This is a genomic window from Bacillus sp. FSL W8-1202, from assembly GCF_038006165.1.
In the GTDB taxonomy this organism is placed as follows: Bacteria; Bacillota; Bacilli; order Bacillales; family Bacillaceae; genus Bacillus; species Bacillus subtilis.
Genome location: NZ_JBBOUR010000001.1, coordinates 1,280,065 through 1,292,500 on the forward strand (window position 1 = coordinate 1,280,065; position 12,436 = coordinate 1,292,500).

The 12,436-nt window shown below is 40.6% G+C and carries 15 protein-coding genes, 4 tRNA genes and 1 rRNA gene (1 of these 20 cut by a window edge); 16 read left to right on the forward strand and 4 right to left on the reverse strand.

Annotated elements, in window-relative coordinates:
* From NSQ09_RS06760 to NSQ09_RS06790, 7 genes are all read left to right on the forward strand, one after another.
* Positions 1 to 1,752, forward strand: coding sequence for a terminase (locus NSQ09_RS06760; protein ID WP_341030711.1), 1,752 nt, complete (start codon positions 1 to 3; stop codon positions 1,750 to 1,752).
* Between the two features lie 11 nt (positions 1,753 to 1,763).
* A complete protein-coding gene (locus NSQ09_RS06765) occupies positions 1,764 to 2,093 on the forward strand; it encodes an XkdW family protein (protein WP_131227027.1) in 330 nt (109 codons plus the stop codon).
* Positions 2,090 to 2,254 carry an XkdX family protein gene (locus tag NSQ09_RS06770; protein ID WP_131227028.1) on the forward strand — a complete coding sequence of 55 codons (165 nt, stop codon included), beginning with the start codon at positions 2,090 to 2,092 and terminating at the stop codon, positions 2,252 to 2,254. Before NSQ09_RS06765 ends, NSQ09_RS06770 begins: the two co-directional genes overlap by 4 nt.
* 91 nt (positions 2,255 to 2,345) lie before the next feature.
* Positions 2,346 to 3,239, forward strand: a complete 894-nt coding sequence (xepA, locus tag NSQ09_RS06775) for a phage-like element PBSX protein XepA (protein ID WP_131227029.1) — start codon at positions 2,346 to 2,348, stop codon at positions 3,237 to 3,239.
* A 67-nt stretch (positions 3,240 to 3,306) separates the two neighbouring features.
* Positions 3,307 to 3,585: a hemolysin XhlA family protein gene (locus NSQ09_RS06780; protein WP_017696800.1), complete on the forward strand. Its 279-nt coding sequence runs from the start codon at positions 3,307 to 3,309 to the stop codon at positions 3,583 to 3,585.
* A 15-nt stretch (positions 3,586 to 3,600) separates the two neighbouring features.
* Positions 3,601 to 3,864, forward strand: coding sequence for a phage holin (locus NSQ09_RS06785; RefSeq protein ID WP_341030716.1), 264 nt, complete (start codon positions 3,601 to 3,603; stop codon positions 3,862 to 3,864).
* A 54-nt stretch (positions 3,865 to 3,918) separates the two neighbouring features.
* Positions 3,919 to 4,896, forward strand: coding sequence for an N-acetylmuramoyl-L-alanine amidase (locus tag NSQ09_RS06790; protein WP_341030717.1), 978 nt, complete (start codon positions 3,919 to 3,921; stop codon positions 4,894 to 4,896).
* Between the two features lie 36 nt (positions 4,897 to 4,932).
* Here NSQ09_RS06790 and NSQ09_RS06795 read toward each other — a convergent pair whose 3' ends face one another.
* Both NSQ09_RS06795 and NSQ09_RS06800 read right to left on the reverse strand, forming a co-directional pair.
* Positions 4,933 to 5,373 (reverse strand): SMI1/KNR4 family protein, encoded by a 441-nt coding sequence (locus NSQ09_RS06795; RefSeq protein WP_041351419.1) that lies wholly within the window; start codon positions 5,371 to 5,373, stop codon positions 4,933 to 4,935.
* A gap of 14 nt (positions 5,374 to 5,387) precedes the next feature.
* On the reverse strand, positions 5,388 to 7,223 hold the full coding sequence (locus tag NSQ09_RS06800) for a T7SS effector LXG polymorphic toxin (protein WP_341030718.1): 1,836 nt from the start codon (positions 7,221 to 7,223) through the stop codon (positions 5,388 to 5,390).
* A 205-nt stretch (positions 7,224 to 7,428) separates the two neighbouring features.
* Between NSQ09_RS06800 and NSQ09_RS06805 the strand changes: the two genes are divergently transcribed.
* The gene (locus NSQ09_RS06805; RefSeq protein WP_341030720.1) at positions 7,429 to 8,559 is read left to right on the forward strand and encodes a Rap family tetratricopeptide repeat protein; all 1,131 of its coding nucleotides are present in this window, start codon (positions 7,429 to 7,431) and stop codon (positions 8,557 to 8,559) included.
* Positions 8,559 to 8,690: a hypothetical protein gene (locus NSQ09_RS06810; RefSeq protein WP_282627626.1), complete on the forward strand. Its 132-nt coding sequence runs from the start codon at positions 8,559 to 8,561 to the stop codon at positions 8,688 to 8,690. Before NSQ09_RS06805 ends, NSQ09_RS06810 begins: the two co-directional genes overlap by 1 nt.
* A gap of 42 nt (positions 8,691 to 8,732) precedes the next feature.
* On the opposite strand, the gene NSQ09_RS06815 is transcribed toward NSQ09_RS06810, so the two are convergent.
* Positions 8,733 to 8,921 carry a hypothetical protein gene (locus tag NSQ09_RS06815; RefSeq protein ID WP_086352439.1) on the reverse strand — a complete coding sequence of 63 codons (189 nt, stop codon included), beginning with the start codon at positions 8,919 to 8,921 and terminating at the stop codon, positions 8,733 to 8,735.
* A 106-nt stretch (positions 8,922 to 9,027) separates the two neighbouring features.
* Here NSQ09_RS06815 and NSQ09_RS06820 point away from each other — a divergent pair, with 106 nt between their 5' ends.
* Both NSQ09_RS06820 and NSQ09_RS06825 read left to right on the forward strand, forming a co-directional pair.
* Positions 9,028 to 9,255 (forward strand): hypothetical protein, encoded by a 228-nt coding sequence (locus NSQ09_RS06820; protein ID WP_086352438.1) that lies wholly within the window; start codon positions 9,028 to 9,030, stop codon positions 9,253 to 9,255.
* Between the two features lie 46 nt (positions 9,256 to 9,301).
* A complete protein-coding gene (locus tag NSQ09_RS06825; RefSeq protein ID WP_306741354.1) occupies positions 9,302 to 9,460 on the forward strand; it encodes a transcriptional regulator in 159 nt (52 codons plus the stop codon).
* Between the two features lie 75 nt (positions 9,461 to 9,535).
* On the opposite strand, the gene NSQ09_RS06830 is transcribed toward NSQ09_RS06825, so the two are convergent.
* Positions 9,536 to 10,198, reverse strand: a complete 663-nt coding sequence (locus NSQ09_RS06830; protein ID WP_341030725.1) for a hypothetical protein — start codon at positions 10,196 to 10,198, stop codon at positions 9,536 to 9,538.
* Positions 10,199 to 10,705: 507 nt separating this feature from the next.
* Here NSQ09_RS06830 and NSQ09_RS06835 point away from each other — a divergent pair.
* The 5 genes from NSQ09_RS06835 to NSQ09_RS06855 form a co-directional block, all read left to right on the forward strand.
* Positions 10,706 to 10,780, forward strand: a tRNA-Gly gene (locus NSQ09_RS06835).
* Positions 10,781 to 10,811: 31 nt separating this feature from the next.
* Positions 10,812 to 10,888: transfer RNA gene (locus NSQ09_RS06840), tRNA-Arg, on the forward strand.
* A gap of 27 nt (positions 10,889 to 10,915) precedes the next feature.
* Positions 10,916 to 10,992, forward strand: a tRNA-Pro gene (locus NSQ09_RS06845).
* 7 nt (positions 10,993 to 10,999) lie between these two features.
* Positions 11,000 to 11,075 (forward strand) — tRNA-Ala (locus NSQ09_RS06850).
* Positions 11,076 to 11,249: 174 nt separating this feature from the next.
* A 16S ribosomal RNA gene (locus NSQ09_RS06855) occupies positions 11,250 to 12,436 on the forward strand; it runs 363 nt beyond the window's last position.

Consider the following 12,436-nt stretch of genomic DNA (forward strand, 5'->3'; position numbering starts at 1 on the left):
ATGGCATATGAAGCAAAAATAGACTGGTTGCCGGATGATCCGATCAATGAGGATGATGTGAACCGTTGGGAGAAAGGCATCCAAGACTCGCATAAAGATTTAGCAGCACATAAAAATGACATGAACAACCCTCACAAGGTGACAAAGGAACAGTTGGACCTTGGGAATGTTGATAACGTGCAGCAGGCCGCGAAGAAAGATTTTGATCTACACAATCAAGATCAGGAACGGCATATTACGAATGAAGAGCGAGCTAAATGGAATGGGGCGCAGCTTTCGAAAATGACGAAAGACGATGGATCCATTCTTATTAACGTTGGCAAAGGTTATGATTTCCATAGCGTCGCCATCGGGCAGAAAAAGACTTTTACTTTTTACATTTCGAATGATGCCATTAATTCCCCACCTCAAGCGGTACGTGGTGTCTATTTGTATTCGTCATCAATGAATGGAGAAGCAATGGCCATGGCTTCAGATGGCGGGTTTTGGAGAAAGTCCTTAGTTAACGGATCCTGGTCTGATTGGATAAAGTACGAAACCGAAGAAGGATCAATTAGAAGATTGGCTGTTCACACTGATAATAAAGATATCCATGTTACTAAAAGTGATAAAGACAAATGGAATGGTGCTCAGCTTTTTAAAATTACAAATGATGTCGGAGGTGTCTTGGTATCAATAGCTGATACAGACGACTTTCTGGAGAGAATTGTGAAAGCGGGCAAGACCTTCGGAACTTTTTACTCAACAGGGAAGCCGACAAATGCTCCTTCCACCTTATCAACTAGAGGTTTTTTTCACTTCACATCCATTGATAGTAACGGTAACGGTACTTTTGGATATGTCGTGGCTATAGATTATAAGAATAATATGTATTCAAACTATGTTGACGGTAATTCAGGCTGGTCCGGCTGGAATAAGTATGAGACCGAGGTTAACGCCCAGAATAAAGCTGATAAGGCTCTTTCAGATGCAAAAGCCTTTGTTCAAGAAAATTTTTCTATTCAAAAACTGACCGTTCTTACAGGAACAAACGCAATTCAGGACGCGAGAACAAGCGGAGAATCATATCCACTCGGCCTTTCTCTTATGGATATAGGCCAAGGAAATACGACCGGGTACCCTTTACGATATGGGATTGTGAAAAATGAAAAGTATAATAACTCCCGCTTTACACAATATTTTTACGGTACAGGCAATGAATCAGGAACCTATATTGACAGTACAGGGATATGGGTTCGTCATTGGTGGAGCGGTTCTGGCTGGACTCCTTGGGAAAAAATATCTGGATTTGCACATGCCAATGTTGGTACAACTGGAAAACAGCTTCTTATCAAAGGTGAACAGCAGAAAGTTCGTTTTAATAGAAAGATAAAAGACAGTCATAATGCTTTTGATGTCACTAATAACCGGTTTATCTGTCCTAATAGCGGTATGTTTTTAGTCAATGCAGGTTTATATATCGAGAACGTTCAAAGATATGCTAACTATGAGATGGAGATTTATCTTAACGGAAAGATTTATAAAAATATAGCGCATTACAGAAACAGTCCAGCAAACCCTTCTGATTCTACCCAATTCAACGTAGGGGTTTATGGAGCCGCCACCGTTCCAGCTAATGCAGGCGATTATATAGAGATTTATCTGTATGTTGGATATGACGGAGATGTTCAGCGTTACATCACTGACAACTCAGGATGGTATAACTATTTTGATATCACAGAAATGGGCGGCAGAAATTATCCGAGATTATAGGAGGTACTTTTATGATTTTGTATGATGCGATTATGTACAAGTACCCTACTGCGGTACCGAGAAAGGATTTTGAACTGCGGAACGACGGGAACGGCTCATATATTGAGAAATGGAATCTCCGGGCGCCGTTACCGACCCAGCAGGAATTACAATCTTGGTGGGAAGAATCGAAAAGTAAACCACTATATGAGCCTCCTGATCAGGTCGAATTGCTTGCTCAAGAATTGTCGCAAGAAAAGCTGGCCCGCAAACAGCTTGAAGAATTAAACCAGACTTTAGGAAATGCGCTGTCTGAAATAAAGCTGCAGCTGCTTTCCTTAGAAGGAGGGAATGAAGAATGAATTATTGGGTACTGGCTTTATATTATAACTGGGCTACCCCTGAAATGGTGAAGCAGGCAATCCACTATAAAGATTGCTCGCACGAAGATTTACAGGAAGGAATAGAAAAAAATCTAATCACTGCAGAACAGTATAAAGACATCACAGGAGAAGCCATGTAGGGCTTTTTTATTTTGCCTGAAAGGGGGTGAGTACGATGTAACGCCCATGATAGACCGCTAAAGACTAACAAAAGCAAGGAGGAATTTTTAAATGACGCAGTATAGTTTTCAATTTCCAACAGATGCAGCCGGTAAGCCGGGGGCAGCCAAGCCATACAGAGAAGGGAACAGAGATTTTGTGGTGCCGATGGCTGCCATTTCAGGTAATGCTGAGCTGTTGACAAATGCAGTCTTAAAAGCGACTGAAGTGTATACACAGTATGGTCAAGATCGATTAGGTCAGGTTTTAATTTCAAAAGTAAAAGGACATGCTTATTCTGATCGTGAAGGTACATTATTTATCGAAGAAAGTAACGATCAAAATACATGGACCACAGTATCTTCCTTAGTGGTTAAGGCGGGGACACTTGGCGAGACTGAATGGATCCACTTAACACAACGATATTTCCGCTTTAGGTATGCAAACGGTAATCTGCAACAGTCCGAATTCTTACTTTATCAGTCGCTTGGCGCTGGGGAAGAAGATATAAATATTAAACAAGCTGTTCCAATTACGACAGCTGCTCCGCTCACTATGCAAATAGATAAGAGCGGCTTAACCGATGAAGGTCGCTTAAAAGTTCAGACTGAAGGCTTGAATATTAGCTCATTGGACACTCAAGCAAAAACAATGGATGTTGTTTTTCATGATAAAACAGAAACAGTGGGGGAAGGTACTCCGTTCACTGTTGGCTCATTTAAAACGTTGCTTATTGAGGTTTATGGGACAGCTGAGACAAGCGAATTGATATTCTGGGGTAAATCCCTATCTGGAACAAAACGAGCCCTCAGAGGGCAAAAAGTGGACGATGGCACGTTTGCCACTAGCACAAAAGGGAAGTCAGAAGCCTGGTCTTTTGATATTACCGGTTTTAAGGAAATCGTGATGGAACTTAAATCTTTGACGAATGGAAACTTTTCAGTAAGAGGGACGGCCGTCTCCTAAAATCCGGTTGTCCTTTTATTTTGCCTCGGAGGAGGTGAAGAAGATGAAATAAAAGGGGGGTGTACTGATGTCACAACCGACGGAGGTACCGGATTTGCTCGCACTACAAAGAGAAATATCAGAGATTAAAAGTGAGAATAAAGCGATAGAGCAGCGCGTCAATGCCCTTGAGCGTGTCTCGGATAGACAAGATCAGCAGATCATGACGCTGAATGAAAAACTAAACAAAATAGAAGAAAATACAACATGGATCAAGCGCTCGATCACAGGCGCTATCATAACAGCGGTATGCACTGGCGTTATTGGCGGAGCAATCGCTATTTTTTATACCGTTTTGCAAAAATAAGGAGGAACATACAAAATGAAAAACTACGACAAAGGCACGGTCATTCGGACTGTGCTTCTTTTAATTGCACTTATCAACCAAACTATGTTGATGTTTGGAAAGTCACCTTTAGATATTACGGAGGACCAAGTGAATCAGCTTGCTGATGCTCTTTACACAGCAGTGTCTGTGATCTTTACTATCGGAACGACACTCGCAGCATGGTTCAAAAATAACTACGTGACAACCAAAGGGCACAAGCAGAAAACAATCTTAAAACAAAACAATCTAACTAAATGAGGTTGCCGGCTGGCGTCCTTTTTTAATCTAAAAAAGAATAGGAGAGGAAATATTATGGCCATTAAAGTGGTTAAGAACTTAGTCTCTAAAGAAAAATACAGTTTGAAATGTTCGAATCCCATGGTTCCGGAATATATCACTATTCACAACACAGCAAACGATGCTTCAGCAAAAAATGAAATTTCATTCATGAAGAACAACACGAGCTCTACAAGCTTTCATTTTGCAGTGGATGATAAAGAGGTTATTCAAGGGCTGCCATTAAATCGTAACGCATGGCATACAGGAGACGGCACAAACGGCACCGGGAACCGTAAATCTATCGGTGTTGAAATCTGCTACAGCAAGTCAGGGGGACCTAAATATAAGGCGGCAGAAAAGCTCGCAATCAAGTTTGTGGCGCAGCTGCTTAAAGAACGTGGCTGGGGTGTTGATCGAATCCGCAAACATCAAGACTGGAACGGTAAGTATTGCCCGCACCGTATTTTGTCAGAGGGAAGATGGGAAGAGGTTAAAGCTGCCATTGAAGCAGAATTGAAGGCCCTGGGCGGGAAAACAACCTCTAAACCGTCATCATCTGCGCCTAAAGCTTCTGGGGGCACTTACACAGTCAAAAAAGGCGATACTCTTTCCGTAATTGCAAAAGAACACGGGGTGAGTGTGGCAACCCTGCAAAGCTTGAACGGTATCAAAAACCCGAATTTGATCAAGGTCGGCCAAGTATTGAAGATCACAGGCTCAAGCACTTCGAGCCCTAAACCAAGCAGCAAAAAAACGTCATATGCGCTGCCTTCTGGTGTCATTAGAGTAACAAGCCCTATGCGAAAAGGGGATGCCATAAGGCAGATTCAAAAAGCGCTGGCAGCTCTTTATTTCTATCCGGATAAAGGGGCGAAGAATAACGGCATTGATGGCGTGTATGGTCCGAAAACAGCAAATGCAGTCAAACGGTTCCAGTCAGTTAATGGCCTGACTGCTGACGGCATTTATGGACCTAAGACAAAAGCGAAAATTGAATCCCTACTAAAATAAGAGAATCCCTTCTCGTTATGAGAAGGGATTTACAGTTTATTCCTCGTATAGTTTATTAACTAACTCGGGAAATGAATCACATATATGACTCAGAGCTCTATCAGGATCTTCATGTGCAATTTCATGGTCCCAAAAAACAATAGAAGGACTACTGAGTCCTTTTCGAAAATCGTAACAGATTTCATTGCCAAACACATCATCCGCAATCGGTATTACTTTGTCTGGCATTCTACCATCTCGATAACGATTTGAAACGTTAACTATATATGACTCACTTTCTTTATGAAAGCTATGTAAGTATCCGAATGCAACTCCTTCCCTATCTTCAAGGTCAAAAGTTTCGGGAGAAGGGGTAGCGCCAGAATAGATTTTGACATATTCTAAATAATCCTTTGGGAACTTTACTTGTAAAATGTTTTCTACTTCAATAATTTCCTCGTTACTAACAGGATGCTCTCCGAAATCCCATTCAACCATTTTGAAAACTCCTTTTATCTGTATTTGGAACCTCCGCCCCATATGTTTCTTCCGCCAGTATGTCCTGTCTTGCCATGAATATCTGCATCTACTAGCTGCATTATACCTTCATTTTGATGGTGGTGCCATGTAAAACCTTTTGGTTTTTTGCCTTTTGAAATCTGCTTTAACTGCATTTCTGTAAAATGTTTTTTTAACTCTGGATTTTTATTAATTTCTTGCTGTAATAGTTCAGTGGCTTTTTTAAATTGTGCAGTATCTTTCTGTAGATATAATGATTTATCAATCTTTACTTCGGCAACTGGTTCAAAAATTGGGAAGCCATCTTTATCATAAGGTACTCCGGTTACAGGGTGAACATCATTTTTTAAATGTCCATTTTTTAAGTTGGTTGTGACGGTGTTACCGAATGCATCTTTATGCGTATATGGTGCAGCTTGGACGAATTGATCTTGTTTGGATTGAATCTCTTTTTTTAATATAGATGTATTCTTTACATTGTAAGTGTTCTCTATATCTTGAGCTATTCCTACAAGAGCCAGTTCATCTTTATTTCCAGATAAGGATTTGATGTATTTTTTTCCTTTAGAGATTCCTTTATTTACATGGTTAGTTGCTGTCTTTTCTCCAGCTTTCAAAACTTTATCTACTTTAGTTGCGCCAGTTTTGGCGATCTTACTAGATACTTTTACAGCAGTTCCTGCGCCTTTTAATCCAACTAGATTGCCGATTACATATGTAACATAGTGTGCCTTTGAGTATGTATCACCGTTTATAAATTTATCGTTCCATGAATCAGCTATATTTTGCCATATGATTTTAGCATATGAAGGTGTATTCAACACAGTACTAATTGTTGTGGCAACTTTTTGCTTATCAGAGAGTTGGGAGAATTCCCAGACACCGACAGCTAAGTCTTTTAAACCAATTACAGTATCTTTTCCAACATCATAAAGACCGACACCGACTCCTTTGAAGCCCTCCGTGAGTTCATGTGTGTTTTCTATCTGTGTGAAATACCTTTGCTGATCCTCTGTCAGGTTCTCGTAACCAATAGTTTTAGCCATTGAATAGAATTCATCTGCATCAGCATAGTCGTAATTTTTCAGTCTTTCTTTCAGTTTTTCGATTTCCCGTTCTTTTTCTTCTTTCTTTTTAATCGTCAAATAAGCATCCGTTCGCTTCTCAATATCACTTTTTTTCTTATGTATATCACTCTCACGGTACGCCTTGGCGTTGTAATGGATGGGTGTAGCATTCTTGCCTTTGCCTGTTGATTCCTCAAGCTTTTGGAAGTCCTTCTTGATGAATTGCTCGTTTGGCTCTGATTGGGCATATTCAGTAACAAGTGCTTCGTCCACGCTGCCTAGTTTATCGACTGTTTTTTTGCGTTTGTCCTCCGCATCGGTGAGTTCGTCTTTAAAGTCCTCAGTTGAAAACAGATCAAGCGGAAGGATATCGTCGATATCATGTAAGATATCTTTCATCGCTTTCTTTTGTTCAGACATAATTGATTTTGATTTTGTGTAGGCGTTAGCCAGCTCATGTTCTAAGAAGGATTCTTCTATGTAAGCATCAGATAAACTGGCCTCCTCTAAAGTGCCGGAAATGCTTGTCAAAAAAGCAATTTTCATATCAAGTAAGTCAATCCAATTGTCAGCTACACCTGCGTGATCTTGGTAAAATGCTTTAATGTTGTCGGCGCCTTTGCCGGAAAACTCACTGTCATCTAAATCAGCTACGGCTTTAAAGGCCTTTTTTAGATTGACCATCTGACTTCTTAATTCTTTGTATTCCTTTGCGCGTTTATCTGCTTCGGAAAGCAGTGATTTGGCTTCAAAAACTTTCATGATCATATCCTTTCTTGTTAAGCTTTTTGGTTCAATAACTAACAAAATTTTACCATATAAAGAGAGTGAGAAATACAATAAACCCTGGAAGATGAGTAATTGAACGAAGTGAACCGAAGAAAAAGTTTGCGGTTTTTTTGCGGCATAAACACTTTTTGGAAATGTTACAATATTACAAAAATAGACATAAGAGGGAGGGGTATGTATGGACCAAGTTTTACCGTCATCCCGAGTGGGAGTCAAGATCAATGAATGGTATAAAATGATTCGTCAATTCAGTGTTCCTGATGCAGAAATCTTAAAGGCGGAAGTTGAGCAAGAAATAGAGGAAATGGAAGAGGATCAGGATTTACTTGTTTATTATTCATTGATGTGTTTCCGTCATCAATTGATGTTAGATTCATTGGAGCCAGAAGACAGATATCGGGATCGTCCCACAGTCGATGAACTACTTGAAAAAATAGAAAAACCGCAAAAAAGACTTACAGGCCTTTTAAAATATTACTCATTATTTTTCCGAGGGATGTATGAATTTGATCATAAAGAATACGTGGAAGCGATAAGTTATTATCGTAAAGCTGAGGAAGAATTGACTGCAGTTTCAGATGAAATGGAACAAGCTGAATTTCATTATAAAATAGCAGATGCCTACTATCAAATTGATCAGCATTTTGTTTCCCTGAATCATTTAAAAAAAGCTAAGCATTTGTTTGAAAAAAATCAATTGTATAAGGTGAAAGTGATCGGATGCAATATGATGTTTGGAGCTAATATGTACGATATGTACCGGCTGAAAGAGGCGGAATCATATTACCGAGAAGCTTTAAGTGTCGCTGAGGGAATGAATGAGAAAAAGACAAAAAGGATCATTGGAGTGATCTTTCATAATTTAGGCTTAGTTTATTTAAGGACCCAAAACCTAACTGCAGCTGAAGAGCATTTCAAAAAAGCAATAGACATGAAAGAACATCTTGATACAGTGTATGGAGTAAGATCATTATATATGATGGCAAATGTACTTTACCAAAGCAACAAACCTAAGGATGCACGGTTCTTTTATGAAACAGCTTTAAAACGGGCTGAAGATTCTAATGAAGAAGAATATATGGCGAAATTAAAGATCATTAATTCATTATATGAAGAATATAATGAAACAGAAGTAAATCGAAGCTTAGACTATTTGGAAAAGAAACGCCTGTGGTCTGATTTTGCAGAATTAACAGAAAAATTGGGTGACTTTCATTATAATCAAAGAAACTATGCAGAGGGAAGAAGCTTCTTAAAGAGAACTATACATGCACAAACACAAATACTTAAGGTTACGGAGGCTATATAATGAAAAAAATTTTAATCAGCTCCGCTTTAATCGGTATTCTTTTTGCAGGTTTATTAAATGTGGAAAATGTATATGCTGCTATGAATGATTCTGGAACTTTCCATGTAGCCGAAAAAGCTATTAATATCTAAGTGATATTACCCTGTTAAACCCCATCTTTTAAGGTGGGGTTTTTAAACAATCCATTTATTCTTTTTCTTATCCCATTTTAACAAACGCTTCCTCATAAGATTCTTAACTGCTTCCCGTATAGCTCGTTCATCCTTCCCAGTCTTTCTCAGCAATTGATCCAACGAGGGATTTTTTCCGAAGTGGGTCATATTAAAAATAATCCGATACACTTTTTGCTCAAAATCATTCAATTCAATTGCCTCCTTGAGTAAATAATACCAGAACAAACATTCGTTTTTCAACTTGAGATAGAACTAATGTTCGTATAAAATGATGGTAAAGAAGGAGGAGGAAAGCATGGAATCGATTTTAAAACGTTCATTAACTGAGAAAACACCATTAGATATGATATATATGAAAAATGACGGTCTCATTACAAAGAGATCAATTATTGTTCGGCAGATTAATCAGAGTTACATACGCGCTTATTGTTTCAGCAGCCGTCAAATAAAGACGTTTACGATCGAGAATATCCTTGCTGTTTCTCCTTCAGCATATAAAAGAGGGGCCAAGAATTATGCGTAAAATTACAGAACGACAATTTGAAACGCTCCAAGTTATCGAAAAATAAATTAATGAAAAAGGGTTTGCTCCTACATATAGAAAATTAATGAATATGTTAGGGTTAACCTCACCGAGTACAGTGAAAGGACTTTTAGACGCTCTGAAAAGAAAAGAATATGTAACTTGGGAAGCAGGATCTCCAAGAACATTAAAAGTTATTAAATAAAGAACCCATCGTCATAGATGGGTTCTTTTTGTTATAAATTAAAAGGGGGCTTTGCGAGGATTGATTAACATTGCTTTATTGCAGTACTCTTAGGTTGGCGAAGCCAGCAGTATCAATATCCATTCTTAGTACATAGCTCCTTGTGTAGTAGTCAGCTATGTTCCCGAAAGCATACAACGTAAATTGGCCACTTGTTTCTGTAATCCCCATTTTTGGGCTTGTGGCATTTTTTCGAATGATACGGCTGGACTGTTTATCGTTTTTAGCGAATGTACCTTGGAAGCCATGGTAAGCTCTTCTTACAGTTAAGCTTCTTCCTTCATGTTTAATATCTGCTTTGACAGAAATGTTGGCATTTGCTGTGACATAGAAGTATTGTTTTCTTAAAGTGTATGTTTTGTATGTGGCTTGGATGTCAGCGTCACTTTGGGTGAGGTTCTTAGGAAGATTTTCTTTTGATGTAGGAGTTGTTTCTAGGGAGTAGACAATTCGGCTGCCGTCATCAAATTTAACTTCGAGAGATTGTCCATCTTTGAATTGGAGTTTTTCTGGATCTTGTCCTAATTCTTTTAGTTTTTTAACTTCGAGTTCTGTGTCCATTGCTTGAGACGTAGCAAGTTTGGCTTGCATAGCATTTGGTGTAGTGTGAACTTGAGGTGTTTCTGACGCTGATGCTGGTGCAACAGGGACCAATAACAAAGCGGCGAGACTAGGCATTAAAAAAGATCGTTTTTTCATTTCTTTCCTACCTCTTTCCTATTTGAAGTTTGATACATTCGTAGTATACTTGAAAAAATAGGGGAATAATAGGATTTATTGTAAAATAAAAGAAAAATAGGAGGAATTTACTATGGCGACTTTAGGTATCATTATTCCGATTATTGTTTGGTTAGGTATCATTTATTTAATTGTTAGATGGTTCTTGAAAAGAAGAAAGAACAAAATTTAACCATAGTAAATCCTCTGTATTGCTCAAAAATATCTTTATAGGTGTATTCGCCACCTTAAGGTGGCAGAAAGGTGGCAAACACGATTATTCGCCACCTTTCTAAATTTGTCTAAACCGTATTGACATTTATCGAAACACTGCTATAATTACTTTTGTCCTAAGAAACCGGATATAAACTTTCAAGATGCTCTTCCATGGTAAGGAAGAGGTCAGCGGTTCGAGCCCGCTTGGAAGCTTTATTAAATGTATTATTACCAAGGTTTCTCATAAGGAGAAAGCTTTTTTTATTGCGATATGCGGAAGTAGTTCAGTGGTAGAACACCACCTTGCCAAGGTGGGGGTCGCGGGTTCGAATCCCGTCTTCCGCTCCATTTATCCCAACGGGATATTGTAAATTGAATTGCGCCCGTAGCTCAATTGGATAGAGCGTTTGACTACGGATCAAAAGGTTAGGGGTTCGACTCCTCTCGGGCGCGCCATATCTTTTAATAGAATAGATAGGAAATCGGGAAGTAGCTCAGCTTGGTAGAGCACATGGTTTGGGACCATGGGGTCGCAGGTTCGAATCCTGTCTTCCCGACCATTTTTATGGGGCCTTAGCTCAGCTGGGAGAGCGCCTGCTTTGCACGCAGGAGGTCAGCGGTTCGATCCCGCTAGGCTCCACCAAAAGTTTTTTAAAAAAAGTTGTTGACTTTGAAGAAGTGACATTGTATACTAATAAAGTTGCTTTAACAAAGCAAGTAAACAAAATGATCTTTGAAAACTAAACAAGACAAAACGTACCTGTTAATTCAGTTTTTAAAAAATCGCACAGCGATGTGCGTAGTCAGTCAAACTACTTTATCGGAGAGTTTGATCCTGGCTCAGGACGAACGCTGGCGGCGTGCCTAATACATGCAAGTCGAGCGGACAGATGGGAGCTTGCTCCCTGATGTTAGCGGCGGACGGGTGAGTAACACGTGGGTAACCTGCCTGTAAGACTGGGATAACTCCGGGAAACCGGGGCTAATACCGGATGGTTGTTTGAACCGCATGGTTCAAACATAAAAGGTGGCTTCGGCTACCACTTACAGATGGACCCGCGGCGCATTAGCTAGTTGGTGAGGTAATGGCTCACCAAGGCAACGATGCGTAGCCGACCTGAGAGGGTGATCGGCCACACTGGGACTGAGACACGGCCCAGACTCCTACGGGAGGCAGCAGTAGGGAATCTTCCGCAATGGACGAAAGTCTGACGGAGCAACGCCGCGTGAGTGATGAAGGTTTTCGGATCGTAAAGCTCTGTTGTTAGGGAAGAACAAGTACCGTTCGAATAGGGCGGTACCTTGACGGTACCTAACCAGAAAGCCACGGCTAACTACGTGCCAGCAGCCGCGGTAATACGTAGGTGGCAAGCGTTGTCCGGAATTATTGGGCGTAAAGGGCTCGCAGGCGGTTTCTTAAGTCTGATGTGAAAGCCCCCGGCTCAACCGGGGAGGGTCATTGGAAACTGGGGAACTTGAGTGCAGAAGAGGAGAGTGGAATTCCACGTGTAGCGGTGAAATGCGTAGAGATGTGGAGGAACACCAGTGGCGAAGGCGACTCTCTGGTCTGTAACTGACGCTGAGGAGCGAAAGCGTGGGGAGCGAACAGGATTAGATACCCTGGTAGTCCACGCCGTAAACGATGAGTGCTAAGTGTTAGGGGGTTTCCGCCCCTTAGTGCTGCAGCTAACGCATTAAGCACTCCGCCTGGGGAGTACGGTCGCAAGACTGAAACTCAAAGGAATTGACGGGGGCCCGCACAAGCGGTGGAGCATGTGGTTTAATTCGAAGCAACGCGAAGAACCTTACCAGGTCTTGACATCCTCTGACAATCCTAGAGATAGGACGTCCCCTTCGGGGGCAGAGTGACAGGTGGTGCATGGTTGTCGTCAGCTCGTGTCGTGAGATGTTGGGTTAAGTCCCGCAACGAGCGCAACCCTTGATCTTAGTTGCCAGCATTCAGTTGGGCACTCTAAGGTGACTGCCGGTGACAAACCGGAGGAA

Excerpts from the sequence above, each read along its gene's own strand:
- NSQ09_RS06785 (WP_341030716.1), top strand. The coding sequence starts at position 3,601 with ATGAAAAACTACGACAAAGGCACGGTCATTCGGACTGTGCTTCTTTTA.
- NSQ09_RS06795 (WP_041351419.1), bottom strand. The coding sequence starts at position 5,373 with ATGGTTGAATGGGATTTCGGAGAGCATCCTGTTAGTAACGAGGAAATT.
- NSQ09_RS06790 (WP_341030717.1), top strand. The coding sequence starts at position 3,919 with ATGGCCATTAAAGTGGTTAAGAACTTAGTCTCTAAAGAAAAATACAGT.
- NSQ09_RS06765 (WP_131227027.1), top strand. The coding sequence starts at position 1,764 with ATGATTTTGTATGATGCGATTATGTACAAGTACCCTACTGCGGTACCG.
- NSQ09_RS06820 (WP_086352438.1), top strand. The coding sequence starts at position 9,028 with ATGGAATCGATTTTAAAACGTTCATTAACTGAGAAAACACCATTAGAT.
- NSQ09_RS06805 (WP_341030720.1), top strand. The coding sequence starts at position 7,429 with ATGGACCAAGTTTTACCGTCATCCCGAGTGGGAGTCAAGATCAATGAA.
- xepA (WP_131227029.1), top strand. The coding sequence starts at position 2,346 with ATGACGCAGTATAGTTTTCAATTTCCAACAGATGCAGCCGGTAAGCCG.
- NSQ09_RS06760 (WP_341030711.1), top strand. The coding sequence starts at position 1 with ATGGCATATGAAGCAAAAATAGACTGGTTGCCGGATGATCCGATCAAT.
- NSQ09_RS06810 (WP_282627626.1), top strand. The coding sequence starts at position 8,559 with ATGAAAAAAATTTTAATCAGCTCCGCTTTAATCGGTATTCTTTTTGCA.
- NSQ09_RS06830 (WP_341030725.1), bottom strand. The coding sequence starts at position 10,198 with ATGAAAAAACGATCTTTTTTAATGCCTAGTCTCGCCGCTTTGTTATTG.
- NSQ09_RS06800 (WP_341030718.1), bottom strand. The coding sequence starts at position 7,223 with ATGAAAGTTTTTGAAGCCAAATCACTGCTTTCCGAAGCAGATAAACGC.
- NSQ09_RS06770 (WP_131227028.1), top strand. The coding sequence starts at position 2,090 with ATGAATTATTGGGTACTGGCTTTATATTATAACTGGGCTACCCCTGAA.
- NSQ09_RS06780 (WP_017696800.1), top strand. The coding sequence starts at position 3,307 with ATGTCACAACCGACGGAGGTACCGGATTTGCTCGCACTACAAAGAGAA.